This window comes from Xanthomonas boreopolis (genome assembly GCF_046529185.1).
GTDB lineage: Bacteria > Pseudomonadota > Gammaproteobacteria > Xanthomonadales > Xanthomonadaceae > Pseudomonas_S > Pseudomonas_S boreopolis.
Map to the genome: position 1 here is coordinate 2,498,931 of NZ_CP097162.1, position 21,709 is coordinate 2,520,639.

General features: G+C 67.8%; 25 protein-coding genes and 1 pseudogene. All 26 read left to right on the forward strand.

What is annotated here, in order from left to right:
- The first annotated feature begins 10 nt into the window (after window positions 1-10).
- Window positions 11-380, forward strand: a pseudogene (locus M3M27_RS11145) (DUF3085 domain-containing protein).
- Between the two features lie 375 nt (window positions 381-755).
- Entirely contained in the window at window positions 756-1,298 is a 543-nt protein-coding gene (locus M3M27_RS11150; RefSeq protein ID WP_140720776.1) for an STY4534 family ICE replication protein, read from the forward strand.
- Between the two features lie 116 nt (window positions 1,299-1,414).
- On the forward strand, window positions 1,415-2,029 hold the full coding sequence (locus tag M3M27_RS11155; RefSeq protein ID WP_140720774.1) for a DUF3275 family protein: 615 nt from the start codon (window positions 1,415-1,417) through the stop codon (window positions 2,027-2,029).
- Between the two features lie 92 nt (window positions 2,030-2,121).
- Window positions 2,122-2,448: a hypothetical protein gene (locus M3M27_RS11160; protein ID WP_140720772.1), complete on the forward strand. Its 327-nt coding sequence runs from the start codon at window positions 2,122-2,124 to the stop codon at window positions 2,446-2,448.
- 9 nt (window positions 2,449-2,457) lie between these two features.
- The gene (locus M3M27_RS11165) at window positions 2,458-2,718 is read left to right on the forward strand and encodes a hypothetical protein (RefSeq protein WP_140720769.1); all 261 of its coding nucleotides are present in this window, start codon (window positions 2,458-2,460) and stop codon (window positions 2,716-2,718) included.
- A gap of 76 nt (window positions 2,719-2,794) precedes the next feature.
- On the forward strand, window positions 2,795-3,445 hold the full coding sequence (locus M3M27_RS11170) for a hypothetical protein (protein ID WP_140720767.1): 651 nt from the start codon (window positions 2,795-2,797) through the stop codon (window positions 3,443-3,445).
- Window positions 3,446-3,512: 67 nt separating this feature from the next.
- Window positions 3,513-4,622, forward strand: coding sequence for a DUF6094 domain-containing protein (locus M3M27_RS11175; protein ID WP_140720765.1), 1,110 nt, complete (start codon window positions 3,513-3,515; stop codon window positions 4,620-4,622).
- Window positions 4,623-4,725: 103 nt separating this feature from the next.
- The gene (locus tag M3M27_RS11180) at window positions 4,726-5,037 is read left to right on the forward strand and encodes a hypothetical protein (RefSeq protein WP_140720763.1); all 312 of its coding nucleotides are present in this window, start codon (window positions 4,726-4,728) and stop codon (window positions 5,035-5,037) included.
- Between the two features lie 105 nt (window positions 5,038-5,142).
- A complete protein-coding gene (locus M3M27_RS11185) occupies window positions 5,143-7,422 on the forward strand; it encodes a helicase-related protein (protein WP_140720761.1) in 2,280 nt (759 codons plus the stop codon).
- Window positions 7,423-7,536: 114 nt separating this feature from the next.
- Complete coding sequence (locus tag M3M27_RS11190; RefSeq protein WP_256661882.1) at window positions 7,537-7,767, forward strand: hypothetical protein; 231 nt, start codon at window positions 7,537-7,539, stop codon at window positions 7,765-7,767.
- Between the two features lie 154 nt (window positions 7,768-7,921).
- Entirely contained in the window at window positions 7,922-8,512 is a 591-nt protein-coding gene (locus M3M27_RS11195) for a PilL N-terminal domain-containing protein (protein ID WP_140720759.1), read from the forward strand.
- Window positions 8,509-9,144, forward strand: coding sequence for a hypothetical protein (locus M3M27_RS11200; protein WP_140720757.1), 636 nt, complete (start codon window positions 8,509-8,511; stop codon window positions 9,142-9,144). Before M3M27_RS11195 ends, M3M27_RS11200 begins: the two co-directional genes overlap by 4 nt.
- A gap of 121 nt (window positions 9,145-9,265) precedes the next feature.
- The gene (locus M3M27_RS11205) at window positions 9,266-9,880 is read left to right on the forward strand and encodes a TIGR03759 family integrating conjugative element protein (RefSeq protein ID WP_434028007.1); all 615 of its coding nucleotides are present in this window, start codon (window positions 9,266-9,268) and stop codon (window positions 9,878-9,880) included.
- Window positions 9,881-9,912: 32 nt separating this feature from the next.
- Window positions 9,913-10,443, forward strand: coding sequence for a transglycosylase SLT domain-containing protein (locus tag M3M27_RS11210; RefSeq protein ID WP_434028008.1), 531 nt, complete (start codon window positions 9,913-9,915; stop codon window positions 10,441-10,443).
- Window positions 10,440-10,970, forward strand: a complete 531-nt coding sequence (locus M3M27_RS11215) for an integrating conjugative element protein (protein WP_434025731.1) — start codon at window positions 10,440-10,442, stop codon at window positions 10,968-10,970. The genes M3M27_RS11210 and M3M27_RS11215 overlap by 4 nt, the downstream gene beginning before the upstream one ends.
- Window positions 10,971-10,980: 10 nt before the next feature.
- Window positions 10,981-13,155, forward strand: a complete 2,175-nt coding sequence (gene traD, locus M3M27_RS11220) for a type IV conjugative transfer system coupling protein TraD (RefSeq protein WP_073664171.1) — start codon at window positions 10,981-10,983, stop codon at window positions 13,153-13,155.
- On the forward strand, window positions 13,152-13,901 hold the full coding sequence (locus M3M27_RS11225) for a TIGR03747 family integrating conjugative element membrane protein (RefSeq protein WP_073664172.1): 750 nt from the start codon (window positions 13,152-13,154) through the stop codon (window positions 13,899-13,901). Before traD ends, M3M27_RS11225 begins: the two co-directional genes overlap by 4 nt.
- A 125-nt stretch (window positions 13,902-14,026) precedes the next feature.
- Window positions 14,027-14,404: an RAQPRD family integrative conjugative element protein gene (locus M3M27_RS11230; RefSeq protein ID WP_073664173.1), complete on the forward strand. Its 378-nt coding sequence runs from the start codon at window positions 14,027-14,029 to the stop codon at window positions 14,402-14,404.
- Window positions 14,401-14,634, forward strand: a complete 234-nt coding sequence (locus tag M3M27_RS11235; RefSeq protein WP_434025732.1) for a TIGR03758 family integrating conjugative element protein — start codon at window positions 14,401-14,403, stop codon at window positions 14,632-14,634. The genes M3M27_RS11230 and M3M27_RS11235 overlap by 4 nt, the downstream gene beginning before the upstream one ends.
- 12 nt (window positions 14,635-14,646) lie before the next feature.
- The gene (locus M3M27_RS11240) at window positions 14,647-15,006 is read left to right on the forward strand and encodes a TIGR03745 family integrating conjugative element membrane protein (RefSeq protein ID WP_003484800.1); all 360 of its coding nucleotides are present in this window, start codon (window positions 14,647-14,649) and stop codon (window positions 15,004-15,006) included.
- 10 nt (window positions 15,007-15,016) lie between these two features.
- Complete coding sequence (locus M3M27_RS11245) at window positions 15,017-15,412, forward strand: TIGR03750 family conjugal transfer protein (RefSeq protein ID WP_296463651.1); 396 nt, start codon at window positions 15,017-15,019, stop codon at window positions 15,410-15,412.
- Window positions 15,409-16,086, forward strand: a complete 678-nt coding sequence (locus M3M27_RS11250; RefSeq protein ID WP_296463649.1) for a PFL_4703 family integrating conjugative element protein — start codon at window positions 15,409-15,411, stop codon at window positions 16,084-16,086. The genes M3M27_RS11245 and M3M27_RS11250 overlap by 4 nt, the downstream gene beginning before the upstream one ends.
- Window positions 16,083-16,985 carry a TIGR03749 family integrating conjugative element protein gene (locus tag M3M27_RS11255; RefSeq protein WP_434025733.1) on the forward strand — a complete coding sequence of 301 codons (903 nt, stop codon included), beginning with the start codon at window positions 16,083-16,085 and terminating at the stop codon, window positions 16,983-16,985. The genes M3M27_RS11250 and M3M27_RS11255 overlap by 4 nt, the downstream gene beginning before the upstream one ends.
- Complete coding sequence (locus M3M27_RS11260) at window positions 16,975-18,414, forward strand: TIGR03752 family integrating conjugative element protein (protein WP_434025734.1); 1,440 nt, start codon at window positions 16,975-16,977, stop codon at window positions 18,412-18,414. The genes M3M27_RS11255 and M3M27_RS11260 overlap by 11 nt, the downstream gene beginning before the upstream one ends.
- Window positions 18,395-18,829: a TIGR03751 family conjugal transfer lipoprotein gene (locus M3M27_RS11265; RefSeq protein WP_296463643.1), complete on the forward strand. Its 435-nt coding sequence runs from the start codon at window positions 18,395-18,397 to the stop codon at window positions 18,827-18,829. The genes M3M27_RS11260 and M3M27_RS11265 overlap by 20 nt, the downstream gene beginning before the upstream one ends.
- Window positions 18,829-21,705 carry a conjugative transfer ATPase gene (locus M3M27_RS11270; RefSeq protein ID WP_296463641.1) on the forward strand — a complete coding sequence of 959 codons (2,877 nt, stop codon included), beginning with the start codon at window positions 18,829-18,831 and terminating at the stop codon, window positions 21,703-21,705. The genes M3M27_RS11265 and M3M27_RS11270 overlap by 1 nt, the downstream gene beginning before the upstream one ends.
- Window positions 21,706-21,709 lie beyond the last annotated feature (4 nt).

Here is a 21,709-nt window from a genome sequence, read left to right on the forward strand (position 1 = left end):
AGATTTCTCCATGTCCCTGCGATTCAAGGGGGTCGATCTGCGCCCGGTGTTAGCCGAAGCAGTCGCCAACCAGTGCCGCGTCGTCCTCGCCAAGGACCAAGGCGCCTACTTCCTCGCCGAACGCGGCGAGCGCCTTCCCGGTGGCCGCCAGAAGCTGATCGCCTACGCGGTCGGCTGCAACCCCGACGTCGATCCATCCGTTCGACGACTGGTGGGCACTGGTGAACGCCGAGCTGGGGGGCGATGATTTCGGCGAGTTCTTCGACGTACAGGACGACGTGTTCGCCCGCATCCTGCACAGCGAAGACGATCTGGCGTTGTCCGCCACCGAGACGCACCTGTCCTTGCAGGCGGTTCCGCGCGAACCCAATGGCGGATGACCGCCGCTTTCCCCGACCCCCGCGCATGCGGGGGGTTCTTCGTTCTGGAGCCAGCATTTCGACCGGACCCGGCGCCGGAATGGGGTGGTCCGGTAGTGCCGATTCATCGATGCCCCCGGCGTACCGTCATGCCACGCTGCCGCCATGCCCCGCTGATTGCGATCAGCAGCATGCCCAGGTAGCCACGATCTTCAAGGCTACGACTCGGTTCCGACCGCGTTGATCACCCCCGTTCGCACCGGCATCCATGCGCGAACAACCATCGATTCCAGATGGCGATGCCACCACGCTGTTCCATCAACCCACGCGGGGGTTCCACACCTTCCCCGCCTGGGTCGGGTGTGTCTCCGCTTCTTGTCCTACTGGAGATTCACCATGACCACTTCCAACGAAAAAACCTACTTCGATCTGCACATCACCGGCCTCGGCTACCTCAATCGCATCCGCGAGGTGAAGCCGAAGAAGGGTTCGCCCTTCCTGGCTTGCGACATCGCGGCGCTCAACGGTCCCAGCGATGACGTTTCCTACGTGCGTTTCGACACCCGTGTTTCCGGCAACGAAGCGCAGCACTTGGTCCGCCGCTGCGAGGATGCCGTCAAGGCCGAAAAGAAGGTCCTGATCGGCTTCCGCCTGGGCGACCTCTGGGCCGACACCTTCACCTACACCAAGGGGAAGCACATCGGCGAACAGGGGGTGAGCTTCAAGGCCCGCCTGCTGTTTATCTCTTGGATAAAGGTCGACGGCGAGCTCGTCTACAAGGCCGAGCCCAAGCCGACCGACTCCGACGAACGCGAGAGCGACGTTCCGGCTCCCGCCGAAACGCCCGCCCCGCAGGAAGCTCCGGCCCAGGCGTCCCCCGCGCCGGCCGCTGAAGCGCCCGTCGAAGCCCCCGCACTGGAGGCTGCCGAGTCGTTCTGACCCGCTGATCCACAAGGCCCTGTTGTCCGGGGCCTTGTTTTTTCCCCGCAGCCATCCGCCATCGGCCATTCGCGCTGATGGCGGACGGCTGTTCCTTTATCCGCAGGAGTCTTCCCATGATTACTCTCCCAGGCCAGCTGGCCATCAAGACCATCCACGGCAGGAACGGCGACTTCAACGTCGGCCGCCTCGCCACCTCCATCGGCGAGTTCGTCGTGAAGAACGCCGAGTTGGATCAGTACGACGAGGGCAAGTACGAGGGCGATTTCGCCATCGCTGAAATCCGGCCGTCCACGTACAACGCCAACGGCCGCATGGTCATCGAGATCCGCGCCTTGCTAGGCGGAATGACCTTGTCCAACGTCGATGCCCTGAGCGGCGACGAAGCCCGGCAGTTGAGCCCGCAGGAAGTCGATCCGATCGACGAAGAAGCGCAAGCCCCCACGCCGGCCAAGCCCAAGGCACCCGCTAAAGCGAAGTCCCGCGACCCGCGTGATCCGCTGGTCGATACCACGCCCTTCGGCAGCGCGATCGCAGCTCCCGTTACCCCCGAAGCCTCGGCCGAGGCGGACGATGCGGCGCTGTTCGGTGCGATCTGGCCGCTGGACGAGATCGTCAAGCTCGATGCCACCGTCGATCGCCGCGTCCTGCGTCAGCAGCGCGACCGTCTCGGCACGCTGGGCTACATCTTCGAGCCGTTGTCCCAGGACTGGCACCTCGCCAAGGCCTGATCCCCTCCGTCGCACCCGCGACGTTCATCCACCCGCCGGGGCCGCTTCCCCGATGGGGGAAGCCCCCCGGCTTTTTTCTGGAGGTTTCCATCATGTCCGCCATCGCTTGCGATTCCCCCCGTTCCACGCTGGATGAATCCGCGTGGCAAGCGGTCTGCAAGACGGCTGCCGAGCACGCCCAGCGTGGTTGCGGCCTCTCCTGGGAGCACTGGGTCACGCTTTTCAGTTCGGAGATCGACATGCAAGTCAGCCAATTGCCGGAAGAGCAGCGTGCCCAGGCCCTGGAAATCGCAGCCCAGGAATGGGACTACGCAACACCTGCCGAGCGGCAGGAAATCCAGGACTGGCTTGCCGAAAACGGATGCTGCTCCCACGGTATCACCTTGGGCTGCTGCCCGGCCGGTTGCGGCTCGTACTGAGGAGGCGCCATGGACCCGATCCTGACGGCACTCTCGCCCTCGCTGCTCGCCTACGTCGAGGGGCAGTTGTCCAACGACGAGGTTTCTTCCGACGAGGAAATGCTCGACTACTTCGTCGCCAACGGCCTCACCGAGGAACAGGCCCGGCACGCGCTGACCTACCGCGACCAGTACCTCAACAACCTCTACCTCGAAGGCTTCACGCCGATCACCGCGGTAGATGCGCCGCTGCACTTCAACCCGCACACCCGGCAGTTCGAGCCGGACTGAGCGGTTCCTTCTCCACCCCACGGGGCAGCACTGGCCCCGGCGGGCGGTGCTGTTCCCCTTCATCGAGGACATCACCATGCCTGCATCCGCTTCTCCCACGACGCTGTACCGTATCGACGAGTGCCCGGACCTGATGGCCGACGCCTGCGTCGGTGACGACCAGGGCAACCTGATCTTCCTGTCCATCTGGGCGCGCGACACCGCCGTCCAGGAGTTCCTCGCTCGCCTCACCCTCGGGCGCGACGAGCAGGGACTGGACCAGTTCCACGTCATCACCCCCGAAGGCGGCTCGCTGCCGCTGTTCGTCGGCAACGTCGATCGGCTGGAAAAGCGTGCCACGCGCGCTTACCGGCGCACGCTGTTCGGTTCGCTCTCCAATGTGTGGCTGTTCGACAAGCGTTGCGTCAAGCCCGACAAGGCCAACGCCAGCGCACTGGCGCTGCTGCCACGCGATTCCACCCACCGGCTCGACCGGCTGTGGACGCTGGTGCAGGACACCTGCCCATTGCCCTTGCTCGACCACTGGCGCGAGACCGTGCTGGAACTGCTGCAAACCCGCGACATGCTCGGCCGCCTTCCGTTCGCCCTCGGGCCGCTGGAAGGCCATCGGCTCGCCATCGACGTGCCGGTGCTGACCCAGGCACTGGGCAACCTAATCCGCAACGACGTACTCACCGCCTATCCCTATCCGGCAAAGATTTGGACGCCGGAAGTGGAAGCGGCCTGAACCACGTCACGGACGCACGCCTTGCGCGTGCCTCCGTCAATTTTCCCCGCCAACCAAGGAGACTTCCATGGCACTCATGTTCCCGCGGCTTGCCCGCAGTTTCGCCAAAAATGGCTACTACCCCACCGACGAAGCAACGCTGGAGCGAACACTGTCCGCACTGGCGCCGGCCAACGGCCCGATGTCGATTCTTGATCCCTGTGCCGGTGAAGGCGTGGCGATCGCCGAAGCTGCCCACGCCCTCGGGCGCGAGCAGACCACCGCGTTCGCCGTCGAGTACGACGCAGAGCGGGCCCACCACGCCCGCAACCTGGTCGATCACTGCATCCACGGCGATCTGATGGACACGCTGATCTCGCGGCAGGTCTTCGGCTTGCTGTGGCTCAACCCGCCCTATGGCGACCTGTCGAAGGATGTCAACGGCAACATCGGCTACCAAGGCCAGGGTCGTCCCCGTCTGGAAAAGCTGTTTTACCAGCGCTCGCTTTCCTTCCTGCAATACGGTGGTGTGCTCGTCTTCATCGTGCCGTCCTACGTGCTCGATGACGAACTGGTCGGATGGCTGACTCGTCACTTCTCCAACCTGCGTGCCTTCCAAGCGATGGACAAGCAGTTCCGGCAGGTGGTGATCTTCGGCCAGCGCATTCGCCAGCGCGACCAGGTATCGGATTCGATCAAGGCGGCACGCACGCTACTGTTGCAGATCGGGCAAGGTCAGATTGAAGCCGATGAACTTCCGTCCGAATGGCCGTTCCTGCCGTACACCGTTCCCGCGGCGCAAGCCGAACCAGAGCACTTCTACCGCGTGACGATGGAACCGGAGCAGTTCGCCGATGAAGTCGGCCGGCTGCACGGGCTCTGGCCGTCGGTGGATACGCATCTGGGCGCCGCGCAGAAAGCCCTGCGGCCGCCGGCGCGTGCGTTGTCGCACTGGCATCTCGCCCTGGCCCTGGCTGCGGGCGCGATCTCCGGCGTGGTGCGTTCCAAGAACGGCCGCGTGCTCGTCGTCAAAGGGGACACCCACAAGGAGAAGACCCTCCAGACGGAATACACCGAACGCGACGACGGCTCCGTGGCCGAGACCCGCATCCTCACCGACAAGTTCGTCCCCGTCATCCGCGCCTGGGACATGACCCCCGGCTCGTCCACGCGAGGCGAGGTACTGACCATCCGCTGATCGCGGTTCACCCACGACGGCTCGCCGTCGATTTCATCCACCCAACGGGGTCCCGTCACCCCGCTGGGGTGCCGTGGCCCTTCCATTCTCCAAGGAGCACACCATGGCAACCCAAGCATCTCCCATCGCCCAGACCTCGAACCGGCGCTTCTCGCCCGGCCAGACGGTTATGACCCTCGGTGTCGATGAACTGGTCCGTCAGGGCCGGCTCAATCCCGTGCCGTATCTGCGCCGCCATCTCGCCGCCGACTGGGGCGACCTCGACGACAGCGACCGGCGGCAAAACGATGCCGCGTTGAAGTCCGGCGAGGATCGCCTGTTCTCGTCCTACCAGGTCACGCCCGATCTGAAGCTCTGGATCATCACCGAGAGGGATCGCAGCGTCACCACGCTGCTGCTGCCCAGCGAGTACTGATCCCTCCCACGCACAACGGCTTCGCGCCGTACTTCTCTTCCCACACCGGGGCATGCCATCGCCCCGTGGGGGTGGTGCATGCCCCAACTCATTTGGAGCATCACCATGTCCCTCGATCTCGAAACCACTGCCGCGCGAGTTGAGTCCGTCCAAGGCGAACTGCTCGACGCGGAACCGTCTCCTCTCACCCTGAGCCTTCAGGATTTCGTCACCGAGTTCGGCGACGAACTGCTGGATTCCCTCAACCGCGCCAACCCGCCGGTCTACATCGGCACGCCGAAGGCGCATCGTCAACTTCTCCTGGCCAGCCTCAAGCGCCAGTTGTTCCCGGCGCAAGCCGACGTGGTCCATGCCGCCGCCGAGCTGCTGGTCGATCGCGGCGAACGCGCCGCGATCGTCAACGGCGAGATGGGGTGCGGCAAAACGACCGTCGGCATCGCCACGGCCGCCGTCCTCAATGCCGAGGGCTACCGCCGTACCCTGGTTCTTTCGCCGCCGCACCTTGTCTACAAGTGGCGGCGCGAGATCCAGGAGACGGTCGCCGGTGCGAAAGTCTGGGTGCTCAACGGCCCGGACACGCTGGTCAAGCTCATCAAGCTGCGCGAGCAGCTTGGCGTGCAGCCCTCCGGCCAGGAGTTCTTCGTCCTGGGTCGCGTGCGGATGCGGATGGGCTTCCACTGGAAGCCGGCCTTCACCCGGCGGCGCACCCGCCACGGCGACGTGGGCGCGTGCCCGGACTGCGGGCAGGTCATCACCGACCTCGACGGCGAGCCGGTCGATCCGATCGAACTCGAAGCCGAGGAATACCGCCGCAAGTGCAGCCGTTGCGCCGCACCACTGTGGACGCTGATCCGTCCGAGGGGCTTGTCCGCCAGCGACCAGTCCTCCGCCGTGCTCAAAGCGCTGAAGCGTATCCCGACCATCGGGGAAGTCACTGCGCAGAAGCTGATGCAGAAGTTCGGCGATGCGTTCCTCGCCTCGATGCTCGGCGACAACATCCACGAGTTCATCAACCTCATGGATGGTGACGGCGAGCTGGTCTTCTCCGACCGCCAGGCCACGCGCATGGAGCGCGCCATGGCGAACATGGAATTTGGATTCGGCGAAGGCGGCTACCAGCCGTCCGAGTTCATCAAGAGATACCTGCCGCAAGGCATGTTCGATTTGCTGATCGCGGACGAGGCGCACGAGTACAAGAACGGCGGCTCCGCGCAGGGCCAGGCCATGGGCGTGTTGGCGGCGAAGTCGCGCAAGACCTTGCTGCTCACCGGCACGCTGATGGGCGGCTACGGCGACGACCTCTTTTATCTGCTGTTCCGCGCCTTGCCTGGGCGGATGATCGAAGACGGCTACCGCCCGACCAAGAGCGGCAGCATGACCTCGGCCGCGATGGCGTTCATGCGCGATCACGGGGTCTTGCGCGATATCTATTCCGAGAGCACCGGCACGGCACACAAGACGGCCAAGGGCACCAAGGTATCGGTGCGCACGGTCAAGGCGCCGGGCTTCGGCCCGAAAGGGGTGCTGCGCTGCATCCTGCCGTTCACCATCTTCCTCAAGCTCAAGGACATCGGCGGCAACGTCCTGCCGCCGTATGACGAGGAGTTCCGCGAGGTGGCGATGGACCCGGCGCAAGCCACGGCCTACCGCGATCTGTCCGGGCGGCTGACGGCCGAGTTGCGCCAGGCTCTGGCGAAACGCGACACGACGCTGCTCGGGGTGGTTCTCAACGTGCTGTTGGCCTGGCCGGACTGCTGCTTCCGGTCGGAGACCGTGGTGCATCCGCGCACGCGCAACACCTTGGCGTTCGTCCCGGCTCAGTTCAACGAGCTGGAGCTGATGCCGAAAGAGCGCGAGCTGATCGAGATCTGCAAGCAGGAGAAGGCGGAAGGTCGCAAGACCCTGGTCTATTCGGTCTACACCGGCACGCGCGACACGACGAGCCGGCTGAAGGTACTGCTGGAGCAGGAAGGTTTTCGGGTCGCGGTGCTGCGCGCGAGCGTGGACGCCTCCCGCCGCGAGGACTGGATCGCCGAGCAGTTGGACCGTGGCATCGACGTGCTCATCACCAATCCCGAGCTGGTCAAGACGGGGCTGGACCTGTTGGAGTTCCCGACGATCGTGTTCATGCAGTCGGGCTACAACGTGTATTCGCTCCAGCAGGCCGCACGCCGCTCCTGGCGCATCGGGCAGAAGCAGCCCGTGCGAGTGATCTATCTCGGCTACGCCAACTCCTCGCAGATGACCTGCCTGGGGCTGATGGCCAAGAAGATCATGGTCTCGCAATCCACCTCCGGCGACGTGCCGGAATCCGGGCTCGACGTCCTCAACCAGGACGGCGATTCCGTCGAAGTGGCGTTGGCCCGCCAGTTGGTCGCCGCCTGATCTCCACGCCCACCGCGGCGGCACGCCAGCCGCCGCTTCTTTCCTCGCCCAACCGATGCGTCCATGCCCCTCGCGGGCATGGCGTCATCGCTTTTTCTCCCAAGGGTCTGATCCATGAAAACACATCGCATCGCGGTCGCGTGCCGCAACGCCTCGGGCATGCCCGACCTGCCCATCTTCACCGTCACCCCCACCGAGGAGGAATACGACCTCGGCATCCACTACGACAAGGCCGAAGCGTTGGCCGACGAGGCCGGCTATGAAGGTCCCTTCGTCTGCTTCGACGACACCGAGCATGCCGCGATCCTGGCGGCGGCTGTCAGGCTGAAATTCGTGGCCGATTGACACCACACGCTTTGCACCTTCGACGGCCCTCCGGGGCCGTTTTTTCTGCCAGTTCCCGGGACGAGGAATCGGGCGCAGGGCAATCCGCTTTGTTTGCTGCCGCACGGGGTCGCCGCGGCGATGGTGAGGGCTCGATGCTTCAGGACACCTCGCCATGTGCCCCTCCCATCCCTTGTTCCATCATCCCGAACGGCGTCTGCTGTTGGGCTTCCTCGGCCTGCTCTGGGCCATGCTGGCTGGCGGCTGCGCAACGACGGCCACGCCGCCGGCAGCGCCTGATGCGTCCGTCGCCGTCGCGCCCGAACCCGCGCCGCAGTTCGTTCCGGTCGTGCGCTATGGCCGCTACACGCTGGTCGAACTGACGCCAACAGCCGCCCAGCAGGACCTGATGCTGCAAGTGGTCGACGTGGCCGTCACCGACACGCTGCACGCCAGCGTCGGCGATGCGCTGCGCTACGTGCTGCTGCGCTCAGGCTATCAACTCTGCGGCGGGGCCGACACCGATGCCTTCCAGTCGCTGCCGCTGCCGGTGGCGCACTACCGGCTCGGCCCGCTGCCGCTGCGCGATGCGCTGCTGACCCTGACCGGCCCGGCCTGGGATCTGCACGTCGATGACGGCACGCGCCAAGTCTGCTTCACCCGCGCCGGCGTCGCGGTTCCCGAGCCGGCGATTCCACCCGTACCCGACCGCCCGGCGATCGACGCCGACGTCCAGACCTTTCCGCTCGGGGAGACGCAGCCATGACGACGCTGCCGGGCTCCGCACCTCGCCGCGCCACGCTGCTGCGCGTGGCCGCCATCACCTGGGGGCTGCTGGTCAGCGCCGCCGCCCTGGTCAACGTCGTGGCGCTGACCAAGCTGAGCGAGCAGGCCCAGGCCAGCGCACCCAGCAGCCAGGTCACGGCCCTCGAAGGCCGGCTGGCCGAACTCGACCAGCGTATCGAACAGGCCCGGCAACAGCCTGCGGCGCTGCCGCAGGCCCGCTACGACACCGAACGCCGGGCGCTGGAGCAGCGGCTGGCGGCGATCGGGCAGGCACTGGGCGAGCGGTTGACGGCGGACAACCTGCAACCCTTGCAGGCCCGCATCGAGCAGGTGGAGGCGCGGCTGGCCGCCCGCCCGGCGGCAGCGGTTGCCCGCTCGCGCGCTACGGCCAAGCCCAAGCCGGCCGAACCACCGTTCCAGGTGACCGGCGCCGAGCTGCGGGCTGGCGAGCGCTTCCTGACGATCCTGCCGACCGGGCCAGCGACGCTCGCACAGGTACGCCTGCTGCGCCCTGGCGAGGACGAAGCCGGCTGGCGCCTGGAAGCGATCGACGGCGCCACCGCCGTGTTCCGGCATGGCGACGAAACCCGCCGCCTGGCGATCCCGCGCTGAGGAGGACGCCATGCCGCGTCTTGCCTTTGCACTTCTCCTGCTGCTGGCGAGCGCCATGCCACTCGCCCAGGCGCAGACCGCCAGCGCCACCCGGACCGCGCCCAGCCGCGAGCGGCCGGCCATGGCCGAACGCAGCGACGAAGCGCAGGCACGCGACTGGGGCCTGCGCAGCGAGGAATGGGCGCGCTACCGCGAGCTGATGCAAGGACCGCTCGGCGTCTATTCGCCCAGCCTCGATCCGCTCACGGCGCTGGGCATCGAAGCCCGCTCGGACGAGGAGCGGCGCCGCTACGCCGAGTTGCAGGTGCAGGTCGAAGCCCGCCGCGTCGAGAAGACCCTGGCCTACCAGCGTGCCTATGACGATGCCTGGCGGCGGCTCGCGCCCGGCGCCCAGCGCGTCAATCTGCCAGGGGCCGGCGCGACGGCCGACCGGAGCATGGCGGTCAGTGCGGAGCGCACCGCCGTGTTCGTCAAGGCGGACTGCACGCCATGCGTGCGGCGCGTGCAGCAGTTGCAGGCCGCCGGCACCGCCTTCGACCTCTACATGGTCGGCTCGCGCCAGGACGATGCCCGCATCCGGCAGTGGGCCACGCAGGCCGGCATCGAACCGGCCAAGGTGCGTGCCCGCACCATCACCCTCAACCACGATTCGGGCCGCTGGCTGTCGCTGGGCCTGCAAGGCGATCTGCCCGCGGTCGTGCGCCAGGTCGGCGGGCAATGGCAGCGGCAGCCGTAAGCCGGGCCGGCGCGGCGCTCGTGCTGCTGGGCATGCTCGCCGGCACCGCCGTCCGTGCGCAGGAAGTTCCGCCGCCGGCCTATCAGCTTGCCGCCCAGCGCGCCGGCATCCCGTCCACCGTGCTGTACGCCGTGGCTTTGCAGGAAAGCGGCGCCGCGCTCAATGGCCGCCTGATCCCGTGGCCCTGGAGCCTCAACGTCGCCGGGGCTACCCGCCGCTACGGCAGCCGCGCCGAGGCCTGCGCCGGCTTGCAGCAGGCCCTGCGCAGCGTGCCGCCCACGCGCGTCGATGCCGGCCTGGGGCAGATCAATCTGGGCCACCAGCGGCAGCGCTACCAGCGCCCCTGCGATCTGCTCGATCCCTACCGCAACCTCGCCATCGCCGCCGAGATCCTGCGCGAACAGCACACCCCGGGCGAGGACTGGCTGCTCGCCATCGGCCGCTACCACCGTCCCGCCGGTGGCGCACCGGCCGCCCGCTACCGCCGCAGCGTCGGCCAGCACCTGGCGCGCGTGCTTGGCGAGTCCCGCCTGGACGCCACCGTCCGAAGGAGCCTCCCATGAAGCCCGTCCCCCTGGCCGCCGCGCTGCTCGCGATCGCGGCCCCCCTCGTCGCCATCGCCCAATCCGCGCCGCTGATCGTAGTCGAGGATCGCGGCGGGGTGTCGGCGCTGCCGTACTACGAAGTGCTGGACCTGCAACCACGCGCCGGGCAGATGCCGCCGCGGCTCGACGTGCCGCAGCCGCCGGCCGGGCCGGTCAGCGAAACGGCTATGCTGCCGGTACGCTCGGCCCGCCTGTCGCCCGGCAACGTCGAGCGCCGGGTGATCCAGGCCCCCGGCCTGACGCCGTTCTTCCTCGTCGGCGACGACGAGCGCTCGTACGCCTGGCTGCGCCAACGCGCCCCAGCCCTGCGCGAACTGGGCGCGTTCGGCCTGGTGGTCAATGTCGAATCCGCCGACGCGCTGGCCGCACTGCGCCGGCTGGCGAGCGGGCTGACCCTGGCGCCGGTGTCCGGCGACGACCTGGCCGAGCGCCTGGGCCTGCGGCATTACCCGGCGCTGGTGACCGCCACGGGCGTCGAACAGTGAAGCGGCGGCGATGGCTCAGTCGCCCCATGCCATCGAAGTGCTGCTGCGGCCAGCGGTGGAGCTATACACCGTCGCCGTGTGTGCGGGCGCCGCGCTTCTGTCCTTGGTGGCACCGTGGTCGCTCGCGCTGAACCCGCTGACCGGGCTGGGGAGCGCACTGGCTTTCGCCGCCTTCGGCGCGATCCGCCTGCGCGAAGCGCGGGTGATCCTGCGCTACCGGCGCAACATCCGCCGCCTGCCGCGCTACGTGATGACCAGCCGCGACGTGCCGGTCAGCCTGCAGCGGCTGTTCATCGGCCGTGGCTTCCTGTGGGAGCAGCGGCACACCCATCGGCTGACGCAGACCTACCGGCCCGAGTTCCGCCGCTACGTCGAGCCCACGACCGCCTTCCAGCTGGCCCGGCAGTTGGAGGAACGGCTGGAGTTCGCGCCGACCCCGTTGTCCCGGCTCGCCAAGGTGCTGGCCTGGGACAGCCCGCTCAATCCGGTGCGGCCGCTGCCGCCGGTCGGTGGCATGCCGCGCCTGCATGGCATCGAGCCCAACGAGGTCGACGTCAGCCTGCCGCTCGGTGAGCGCGTCGGCCACAGCCTGGTGCTCGGCACCACCCGCGTCGGCAAGACGCGGCTGGCCGAACTGTTCATCACCCAGGACATCCGCCGCCGCAACGCCGCCGGCGAGCACGAGGTCGTGATCGTCTTCGACCCGAAGGGCGACGCCGACCTCCTGAAACGCATGTACGTGGAGGCCAAGCGCGCCGGGCGCGAAGGCGAGTTCTACGTCTTCCACCTCGGCTGGCCGGACATCAGCGCCCGCTACAACGCCGTGGGCCGCTTCGGTCGCATCTCCGAAGTCGCCACGCGCATCGCCGGGCAGTTGTCCGGCGAGGGCAACAGCGCGGCGTTCCGCGAGTTCGCCTGGAGGTTCGTCAACATCATCGCGCGTGCCTTGGTGGAACTGGGGCAGCGCCCGGACTACCTGCTGATCCAGCGGCACGTGGTCAACATCGACGCGCTGTTCATCGAGTACGCGCAGAGCTACTTCGCCAAGCACGAGCCGAAGGCCTGGGAGATCATCGTCCAGCTCGAAGGGCGGCTCAACGACAAGAACATCCCGCGCCACATGGTCGGGCGCGAAAAGCGCGTGGTGGCGCTGGAGCAGTACCTTTCGCAGGTGCGGGTGTACGACCCGGTGCTGGACGGGCTGCGCAGCGCCGTACGTTACGACCGCACCTACTTCGACAAGATCGTCGCCAGCCTCCTGCCGCTGCTGGAGAAGCTCACCACCGGCAAGATCGCGCAACTGTTGGCGCCGAACTACTCGGACTTGTCCGATCCCCGGCCGATCTTCGACTGGATGCAGATCATCCGCAAACGGGCCGTGGTCTATGTCGGCCTGGACGCGCTCTCCGACGCCGAAGTCGCCGCCGCGGTCGGCAACAGCATGTTCAGCGATCTGGTCTCGGTCGCCGGCCACATCTACAAGTTCGGCATCGACGACGGCCTGCCCGGTGCCCAGGCGGGTTTGAAGATCCCGATCAACGTTCATGCCGACGAGTTCAACGAACTCATGGGCGACGAATTCGTGCCGCTGGTCAACAAGGGCGGCGGCGCCGGGCTTCAGGTCACGGCCTACACACAGACGCTCAGCGACATCGAAGCGCGCATCGGCAACCGGGCGAAGGCCGGCCAGGTCATCGGCAATTTCAACAACCTGTTCATGCTGCGCGTGCGCGAGACCGCGACAGCGGAACTGCTGACCAAGCAGTTGCCGAAGGTCGAGGTCTACACCACCACGCTGGTCAGCGGCGCCACCGACAGTTCCGACATCCACGGTGCGACCGATTTCACCAGCAATGCGCAGGACCGCATCAGCACGTCCAGCGTGCCGCTGATCGAGCCGGCGCACGTGGTCGGACTGCCCAAGGGCCAGGCGTTTGCGCTCTTGCAGGGCGGTCAACTTTGGAAAATCCGCATGCCGTTGCCGGCGCCCGACGCCGACGAGGTGATGCCCGAGGACTTGCAGCAGCTCGCCGGCTACATGCGCCAGCACTACGCCGAAGCCGGCGACTGGTGGGAAGGCCAGGGCCTGCCTGGCTTGCAGAACCAAGGACTGCCGGAAGACCTGCTCGACGGCTTCCGCCACCTGGCCGCCGATGAACTGATGGCGAGCGAGACGCCGCCATGAAGGACCCGGCCGTCACTGCCCAGCGCCAGCAAGTTCGCCAGCAGAGCCTGATCGCCAGCGTCGTCACGTTCCCGTTCCGCCTGCTCGGCGTGCTGTGCGGCTCGCTGCTGCTGTCGATCGTGATCGAGTGCGTCGGCATGCACTTCTTCTGGTCCGAACAGGGCTGGCACCACGCCCAGGGCATGCTCGACTACGAACTGGGGCAACTGTCCGCTCACTTCACCCGCAGCGCGATCGTGCAGGAGCCGGGACGCACCGCGCATTGGCTGGTCGAGCGCAGCTACGAGTGGGTCTTCGTCAAGACCGGACTGATCGACTGGATGCGCGAGGCCTCGGCGCAGGCCAGTGCACCCAGCCGCGGCGGGGCGCGGGATTTCCGCTACTGGATCAGCCAGGTCTACGTCTGGACCGAGAGCTACCTGATCGCCGCCGCATTCACCACGCTGACCTTCATCGTGCGCCTGCTGGTCCTGGTGCTGACCCTGCCGCTGTTTCTGCTCGCGGCGTTCGTCGGCTTCGTCGATGGCCTGGTTCGCCGCGACATCCGCAAGTTCGGCGCCGGCCGGGAATCGGGCTTCATCTACCACCGCGCCAAGGCCACGCTGATGCCGCTGGCCGTCGCGCCGTGGGTGATCTACCTCACGCTGCCGGTATCGCTGCATCCGCTGCTGGTGCTGTTGCCCAGCGCCGTGCTGCTGGGGCTGGCCGTGGACATTGCCGCAGGTAGCTTCAAGAAGTACCTCTAGTGACGTTTTAGGCAGTAACGGCCTACACGCCATCAATCGGGCGTGTGCCCGTGCGCATTGTTTGCGGCGCCAGATCGCCCCCGCCGAGAGCATCTCGCCATCCGACGTTTCTCGTGGATGGGCTCATGTCGATCTCTCTGGCTTCCGCTGCCGACCGGCGTTGCGTGTCGGGCCTGGTGCTGGCGCTGTGCCTCGTGCTGGGGTTCCCGGTGCGCGCCCAGGCCGATGACGCCACGCCCGAACAGGCGCGCCTGGCCGCGGCGCTGCGCCAGCTCGACGCCATCGACCGGCTCATCGCGCCGGAGATCGCCCAGCCGCGCGACGAGCGCAGCCGCTACCACTTCGACTACACCCGGCTGGCCGCCGACCTGGAACGCGTGCGTACCGGCATCCGCGACTACCTGAGCCCGCCGCGTGCGCAGCCACGCGATCCGGCCGTGCTGCTCGGCGACTACCGCCAGTCCTCCACGCCCTCCGTCACCGCCACGGAGGCCTCGCCATGAACGCCGCCCAGGTCAGCGCCTTCCAGGCCAACGGTGGCTTCACCCCTTCCGCCGTGTCGGTCGTGCTGATCGGCGCCGTGTTCGCCGTGCTCCTGGTCTGGGGCGTCTGGGCGATGCGGACCGCCTACGTCGGCTGGTCCGAGCAGCGGATTTCCCAGCGTCAGTTCCTCGGTGTCGTGGTGAGGTTCCTCTCCCTGTACCTGGTCCTGACCTTCTTCCTGCTCTCCTGAAAGGTCGCCACCATGAACCCGGTTTCCCGCTTCCTCCCCCGCATCGCACGCCTGAGTGCGCTGCCCGCACTCGTCCTGCTGTCGCCGCTCGCCCAGGCCCAAGGTCTGCCGACCCTCGAAGACCCCTCCAGGGGCCAGGGCAACGGCATCATGGACACGCTGCGCAACTACGGCTACGACATCATCATGCTGGTCGCGCTGCTGATCGTCGCCTCGATGTTCGTGGGCGTGTGCTACCACGCCTACTCGCGCTACGCCGAAATCCATACCGGCCGCGCGACCTGGGGCCAGTTCGGCCTGACCGTCGCCATCGGCGCGATCCTGCTGGTTGTCGGCATCTGGCTGCTGACCGAAGCCACCGGCATCCTCTGAGGCCGCCGGCATGGCTGACCAGGACATCCGCCCGGACGGGACGGTGGCGTTCCTGCCGCACCGGCTCAACCGCCATCCGGTCGTCGTGCGCGGCCTGACGGCGGACGAGCTGTGGATCTGCGCAGGGCTGTCGGCCGTGGCCGGTCTGCTGGCTGGGATTCCACTGGCCTTCGCGCTGTCGGCCTTCGCCGTCGCTCCGACCGCCATCGTGCTGGCGATCGCCCTCGGCGTGTTCGCCGGCGGCGGCATGTTGCGCCGGCTCAAGCGCGGCCGACCGGACACGTGGCTGTACCGCCAGATCCAGTGGTGGGTGACGGTGCATCAGCCATCGCTGGCGCACTTCGTCGGCGGGCGGACGCTGGTGACCCGTTCTGGCTTCTGGGCCACGCGCAGGAGCGGACCGTGAGCCGGGTCAAGAACGAAGTCCTGCGCCTGGAAGCGCACATCAAGAGCCTGCGCCTGGGCGGCGGCGTGCTGTTCGCGCTCGCACTGGTGATGGGCATCGGCTGGTGGAACGCACCGCGCGACCTGACCGTGCACGTGCCGCCGGACCTGCGCTCGGGCAGCACGCGCAAATGGTGGGAGGTGCCGCCGGAGTCGGTCTATGCCTTCACCTTTTACGTCTGGCAGCAGCTCCAGCGCTGGCCGACCAATGGCGACGACGACTACCCGCGCAACCTGCACGCGCTCTCCAGCTACCTGACACCAGCTTGCCGGGCCTTCCTACAGCAGGACTACGAATACCGCCGCAACGCGGGCGAGCTGCGCCAGCGCGTGCGCGGCATCTACGAGATTCCCGGCCGCGGTTACGGCGAGAACCCGGCCCAGCGCGTGCGGGCCGTCTCCGAGCGCGACTGGGTGGTCACGCTCGACGTCACCGCCGACGAGTACTACGCCTCCGAGCAGGTGAAGCGCGCCTTCGTGCGCTACCCGCTGAAGGTCACGCGCATGGACGTCGATCCGCAGCGCAATCCCTTCGGCCTGGCCATCGACTGCTACGACGGTACCCCGCAGCGCATCGACGCGCCGGCTCCCGCGCCAGGCAAGGCCACCGCCATTCCCCAGGGAGAAATGCCATGAAGTTTCCCGTGCTGTCCGTTTGCGTGGCGCTCGCGCTGCTGCTGGCGGCGCCGGCCCAGGCAGTGGAAATCCTGCGCTGGGAGCGCTTGCCTCTGGCGGTGCCGCTGCTGGTCGGTCAGGAGCGCGTCGTGTTCATCGATCGCAACGTCCGCGTCGGCGTGCCGGCCAGCCTCGGCGGCAAGCTGCGCGTGCAGAGCGCGGCCGGCACCGTGTACCTGCGGGCCAGCGAACCGATCGAGCCGACCCGCCTGCAACTTCAGGATGCCGACACCGGCACGGTGATCCTGCTCGACATCGCCGCCGAGCCGGCCGGCAAGGACCAGCCACCGCTGGAGCCGGTGCGCATCGTCGAGGCCGATGCGCCGGCCACCCACTACGGCGCGGCCAAGACCGGGGACGCGGCGGGAGATGGCGATCCCATCGCCGCGCGGCCCGTCCGCGAGACGCCGGTGCCGGTGGTGCTGACCCGCTACGCGGCGCAAAGTCTCTATGCTCCGCTGCGCACCGTCGAGCCGGTGCCGGGCATCGCTCGCCTCAACCTGCGCCGCGACCTGGCGCTGGACGGCCTGCTGCCGACCTTGCCGGTGCAGGCCCAGGCGCTGGCCGCCTGGCGGCTGGACGATGTGTGGGTCAGCGCGGTGCGCCTGCACAATACCGCCCCGCGCTGGCTCGACCTCGACCCGCGGGCGATCCAGGGCGACTTCCTGGCCGCCACCTTCCAGCATCCGACGCTCGGCCCGGCCGGCACGCCGGAGGACACCACCGTCGTCTACCTGGTCACCCGCGGGCATGGCCTGGCGCAGTCGCTGCTGCCGGTCATCGCCCCGGTCGATGCCGCGCTCAACCTGCCGGTGCCCACGCCGGCAGGCCCCGACGAGGGAGGCCACGATGAAGAGTAATGGCCTGCTCAAGTGGCTGATGATCCCGCTCGCGCTGCTGGTGGTGTTCGTCGGCATCAAGCTGTTTTCCGGCGGCGGCAAGCCTCCCGCGCAGAACCCCAATCCGCAGCTCACCACGGATGAGGCCAAGGCGCTGGGTATCGAGGGCGACACGCCACGCGACACCGTGGCAACGCTCGTCGCCCAGGTCCGGCAACTGCGCACCGAACTGCAAACCGCGCTGACCGACAACAAGACCCAGCGCGAGGAGAACGACCGCCTGCGCCAGCGCGAGGGCGCGATCGATCGACGCATCGACACCGCCCTGGCCGGCGAGCGGAACAAGCTGCAGCAGGATCGCGACCAGGTCGCCTCCGAACGGCAGCAGACCCAGGGCCTGTTGCAGGAACTCCAGCAGCGGCTCGATGGCCTCGGCGGCGGCCGGAACAGTTCCGCCGACCTCCCGGTCGGGCTGGGGCTGGGGCTGGAACCGGGCGACAGCGCCGGCCTCGGCAGCGATGGCATGCACTGGATCGAGCCGGACGACGCCCGCGACGACGGCAAGCGCAAGAACGCCAGCGGCACCGGGAGTTTCAGCTTCCCGACCAGCTTCGGCCCGGCGCAGAAGACGCTCGACACCGCCACCGACGCCGCCATCGAGACCGGCCGCCGCGCCGTCGGCGCCGAGGAAACCAAGCCGGTCTATACCGTGCCGACCAACGCCACCTTGATGGGCTCGATCGCGATGACCGCTTTGATCGGCCGGGTTCCGGTGGATGGCACGGTCAACGATCCGTACCCGTTCAAAATCCTCATCGGTCAAGACAACCTGACGGCCAACGGCATCGAGATTCCCGACGTTGCAGGCGCGGTGGTCAGCGGCACCGCCTCGGGTGACTGGACGCTCTCCTGCGTGCGCGGGCAGATCCGCTCGGTCACGTTCGTATTCAACGACGGCACCGTCCGCACGATGCCCGAAGACCGCGAGGACGGCGGCAACCGCCAGCAAGCCAACGAGAACAACACGACGCAAAGCGGGCTGGGCTGGATCAGCGACCCCTACGGCATCCCCTGCGTATCGGGCGAGCGCCACAGCAACGCGCAGCAGTACCTGGGCACCCAGGCCCTGATCACCGCCGCCGGCGCCGGCGCGGCGTCGCTGATCGACTCCGACAGCGGCCAGGTCTCCTACATGAACAGCGATGGCTCGATCGGCACCGTCGGTATCGGCGGCAACGAAGCGATGGGCCGGATTCTCGCCAGCGGCGTGCAGGACATGTCGCAGTGGGTGAACAAGCTCTACGGCCAGGCCTTCGCCGCCGTGTACGTCAAGCCCGGCGCCAAGGTCGCCGTGCATCTGGAAGAACCCCTCATGATCGACTACGCGCCCCAGGGCCGCCGCGTCGACCACCGCCTCGGAGGTGATGCGCATGCGCAGGAACTGGACTGACGGCCTGGTGCTGCTGGGCCTGGTACTCGTGCTGGGCGGCTGCGCCACCAGCAAGGAACAACTGCTGCCGCACGGCGACAGCACGATGCTCGATATCTGGAACGTGCAGACCGGCGGCAGCGCGAGCGGCGGCCAGGCCGCACGGCAGTTGCTCGATGCCCGCCAGGCGCTGCGCCGGCCGCTGACGGATGCCGACGTGCAGGCCGCGCCGCAGGCGCAGGCCCGCTACACCCGCACCGCGCAGAACGAGATCTACCGCCAGTTCCACCGGCTGCCGAATCCCGATCTCGTCATGTACGTGTTTCCGCACCTGGCCGGCAGCGACCCGGTGCCGGTGCCCGGCTACACCACCGTTTTCCCGCTGTACCAGCGCGTGCAGTACGCGCTCCCCGGCGAACGCACCGAGGACTACTGATGGCCTGGCCGCTGAGCAAACCGCGTCCGGCGAAGGTAGCGGACGTTGCCGAGCCGGAGGCCCCGGATGCGTGGGAACGCCACATTGCCGCGCTGCGCGAGCACGGCATCCCGGAGCCCGGCCAGCGAGACGGCCGCAAGCGCCGACCTGCCACCGTCGCCGACGAGCAGGCGCTGTACGACGTGGCACCGTCGTTCGTGGACATGCTGCCCTGGGCCGAGTTCCTGCCCCAGTCGCAGTGCATGCTGCTGGAGGATGGCGTTTCGCTCGCCGCCTTCTTCGAGCTGGAACCCGTCGGCACCGAGGGCCGCGAACCAGCCTGGCTCGGCCAAGTGCGCGACACGCTGGAAAACGTGTTGCAGGACTCGTTCGACGAGCTGGACGACAACCCCTGGGTCGTGCAGTTCTTCGCCCAGGACGAGACCAACTGGGACAGCTACCTCGACGGTCTGCGCCGCTACGTCCAGCCACGCGCCCAGGGCAGCGCCTTCACCGAACTCTACCTGCGCTCGATGGCCCATCACCTGCGGGCCGTCGCCAAACCCGGCGGCCTGTTCGAGGACAGCACGGTCACCCGCCTGCCGTGGCGCGGGCAGACCCGGCGCACGCGGCTGGTGATCTACCGGCGTGCCGGCCAGACACCGGGACGCCGCGGGCAGTCGCCGGAGCAGGCGCTTAACACGGTTTGCGACCGCCTGGCCGGCGGGCTCGCCAATGCCGGCGTGCGTGCCCGGCGCCTGGGCGCGGCCGACATCCACGCTTGGCTGCTGCGCTGGTTCAACCCGCATCCGACGCAGCTCGGACCCAGCGCCGAGGACCGGGAACGCTTCTACGCGCTGACCCGCTACCCGGAGGAAAGCGAACCCGGCGAGATCGAGCTGGCCAGCGGCACCGATTTCAGCCAGCGCCTGTTCTTCGGCCAACCGCGCTCGGACGTGGCGACCGGCCAGTGGTACTTCGACGGCCTGCCGCACCGCGCGATCGCGGTCGATCGGCTGCGCACACCGCCTTCGACCGGCCACCTCACCGGCGAGACGCGCAAGGGCGGCGATGCGATCAACGCGCTGTTCGACCAGATGCCCGAAGACACCGTCCTCAGCCTCACCCTGGTCATCACCCCGCAGGACATCCTGGAGGCCCATCTCAATCACTTGGCCCGCAAGGCGGTCGGCGAGACGCTGGCCTCGGAGCAGACCCGCCACGACGTACAGCAAGCACGCGGACTGATCGGCAGTTCGCACAAGCTCTACCGCGGAGCGCTCACCTTCTACCTGCGCGGGCGCGACCAAGCCGAGCTGGATGCCCGCGGCTTGCAACTGGGCAACGTCCTGCTCAACGCCGGCTTGCAGCCGGTGCGCGAGGAGGACGAAGTCGCGCCGCTGAATACCTACCTGCGTGGCTTGCCCTGTGTCTTCGACCCGGCCAAGGACAAGCGCCAGTGGTACAGCCAACTGCTGTTCGCTCAGCACGCGGCGAACCTCGCGCCCTGGTGGGGCCGCAGCCAGGGCACCGGGCATCCCGGCATCACCTTGTTCAACCGCGGCGGCGGCACGATCACCTTCGACCCGTTGAACCGGCTCGACCGGCAGATGAACGCCCATCTGTTCCTATTTGGCCCGACCGGCTCAGGCAAGTCCGCGACCTTGAACAACCTGCTCAACCAGGTCACAGCGATCTACCGGCCACGGCTGTTCATCGTGGAGGCCGGCAACTCGTTCGGCCTGCTCGGCGACTTCGCCGCACGCCACGGCCTGTCCGTCCATCGGGTGAAGCTGGCACCGGGATCGGGCGTCAGCCTCGCCCCGTTCGCCGATGCGTCGCGCCTGGTCGATACGCCCGGCCAAGTGCAAACGCTCGATGCCGATGCCCTGGACGAGGGTGAGACCGACGGCGACGAGCAGCGCGATGTGCTGGGCGAATTGGAGATCACCGCCCGTCTGATGATCACTGGCGGCGAAGACAAGGAGGAGGCCCGCATGACGCGGGCCGATCGCTCGCTGATTCGCCAGTGCATCCTCGACGCCGCCCGGCGCTGCGCGACCGAACAGCGCACGGTGCTGACGCGCGACGTGCGCGACGCGCTGCGCGAGCGCGGCCGCGATCCGACGCTGCCGGAGATCCGCCGCACCCGGCTGCTGGAAATGGCCGATGCGATGGACATCTTCACCCAGGGTTCTGACGGCGAGATGTTCGACCGGCCCGGCACGCCCTGGCCGGAAGCGGACATCACCGTCGTCGACCTGGCGACCTATGCCCGTGAGGGCTACAACGCCCAGCTCTCGATCGCGTACATCAGCCTGATCAACGCGATCAACAACATCGCCGAGCGCGATCAGTTCCTGGGACGGCCCATCATCGCTGTCACCGACGAAGGCCACGTCGTCACCAAGAACCCGTTGCTCGCGCCGTATGTCGTCAAGATCACCAAGATGTGGCGCAAGCTCGGCGCCTGGTTCTGGCTGGCGACGCAGAACATCGACGACTTGCCGAAGGCCGCCGAGCCGATGTTGAACATGATCGAATGGTGGATCTGCCTCAGCATGCCGCCAGACGAAGTGGAGAAGATCGCACGCTTCCGCGAACTCACCCCCGCGCAAAAGGCGCTGATGCTCTCGGCACGCAAGGAGTCCGGCAAGTTCACCGAAGGCGTGATCCTCTCGCGCAGCATGGAGCTGCTGTTCCGCGCGGTGCCGCCGAGCCTCTACCTGGCGCTGGCGCAGACGGAGCCGGAGGAGAAGGCCGAGCGCTTCCAGTTGATGCAGCGGTTCAACATCAGCGAGCTGGATGCGGCGTTCAAGGTCGCCGAGAAGATCGACCAGGCGCGTGGCATCGAATCGCTGTCGCTCAATGCTCTAGACGCAAGGCTTACCGCGTAGGTCC

Excerpts from the sequence above, each read along its gene's own strand:
- M3M27_RS11150 (WP_140720776.1), top strand. The coding sequence starts at position 756 with ATGACCACTTCCAACGAAAAAACCTACTTCGATCTGCACATCACCGGC.
- M3M27_RS11155 (WP_140720774.1), top strand. The coding sequence starts at position 1,415 with ATGATTACTCTCCCAGGCCAGCTGGCCATCAAGACCATCCACGGCAGG.
- M3M27_RS11160 (WP_140720772.1), top strand. The coding sequence starts at position 2,122 with ATGTCCGCCATCGCTTGCGATTCCCCCCGTTCCACGCTGGATGAATCC.
- M3M27_RS11165 (WP_140720769.1), top strand. The coding sequence starts at position 2,458 with ATGGACCCGATCCTGACGGCACTCTCGCCCTCGCTGCTCGCCTACGTC.
- M3M27_RS11170 (WP_140720767.1), top strand. The coding sequence starts at position 2,795 with ATGCCTGCATCCGCTTCTCCCACGACGCTGTACCGTATCGACGAGTGC.
- M3M27_RS11175 (WP_140720765.1), top strand. The coding sequence starts at position 3,513 with ATGGCACTCATGTTCCCGCGGCTTGCCCGCAGTTTCGCCAAAAATGGC.
- M3M27_RS11180 (WP_140720763.1), top strand. The coding sequence starts at position 4,726 with ATGGCAACCCAAGCATCTCCCATCGCCCAGACCTCGAACCGGCGCTTC.
- M3M27_RS11185 (WP_140720761.1), top strand. The coding sequence starts at position 5,143 with ATGTCCCTCGATCTCGAAACCACTGCCGCGCGAGTTGAGTCCGTCCAA.
- M3M27_RS11190 (WP_256661882.1), top strand. The coding sequence starts at position 7,537 with ATGAAAACACATCGCATCGCGGTCGCGTGCCGCAACGCCTCGGGCATG.
- M3M27_RS11195 (WP_140720759.1), top strand. The coding sequence starts at position 7,922 with ATGTGCCCCTCCCATCCCTTGTTCCATCATCCCGAACGGCGTCTGCTG.
- M3M27_RS11200 (WP_140720757.1), top strand. The coding sequence starts at position 8,509 with ATGACGACGCTGCCGGGCTCCGCACCTCGCCGCGCCACGCTGCTGCGC.
- M3M27_RS11205 (WP_434028007.1), top strand. The coding sequence starts at position 9,266 with ATGGCCGAACGCAGCGACGAAGCGCAGGCACGCGACTGGGGCCTGCGC.
- M3M27_RS11210 (WP_434028008.1), top strand. The coding sequence starts at position 9,913 with ATGCTCGCCGGCACCGCCGTCCGTGCGCAGGAAGTTCCGCCGCCGGCC.
- M3M27_RS11215 (WP_434025731.1), top strand. The coding sequence starts at position 10,440 with ATGAAGCCCGTCCCCCTGGCCGCCGCGCTGCTCGCGATCGCGGCCCCC.
- traD (WP_073664171.1), top strand. The coding sequence starts at position 10,981 with ATGGCTCAGTCGCCCCATGCCATCGAAGTGCTGCTGCGGCCAGCGGTG.
- M3M27_RS11225 (WP_073664172.1), top strand. The coding sequence starts at position 13,152 with ATGAAGGACCCGGCCGTCACTGCCCAGCGCCAGCAAGTTCGCCAGCAG.
- M3M27_RS11230 (WP_073664173.1), top strand. The coding sequence starts at position 14,027 with ATGTCGATCTCTCTGGCTTCCGCTGCCGACCGGCGTTGCGTGTCGGGC.
- M3M27_RS11235 (WP_434025732.1), top strand. The coding sequence starts at position 14,401 with ATGAACGCCGCCCAGGTCAGCGCCTTCCAGGCCAACGGTGGCTTCACC.
- M3M27_RS11240 (WP_003484800.1), top strand. The coding sequence starts at position 14,647 with ATGAACCCGGTTTCCCGCTTCCTCCCCCGCATCGCACGCCTGAGTGCG.
- M3M27_RS11245 (WP_296463651.1), top strand. The coding sequence starts at position 15,017 with ATGGCTGACCAGGACATCCGCCCGGACGGGACGGTGGCGTTCCTGCCG.
- M3M27_RS11255 (WP_434025733.1), top strand. The coding sequence starts at position 16,083 with ATGAAGTTTCCCGTGCTGTCCGTTTGCGTGGCGCTCGCGCTGCTGCTG.
- M3M27_RS11260 (WP_434025734.1), top strand. The coding sequence starts at position 16,975 with ATGAAGAGTAATGGCCTGCTCAAGTGGCTGATGATCCCGCTCGCGCTG.
- M3M27_RS11265 (WP_296463643.1), top strand. The coding sequence starts at position 18,395 with ATGCGCAGGAACTGGACTGACGGCCTGGTGCTGCTGGGCCTGGTACTC.
- M3M27_RS11270 (WP_296463641.1), top strand. The coding sequence starts at position 18,829 with ATGGCCTGGCCGCTGAGCAAACCGCGTCCGGCGAAGGTAGCGGACGTT.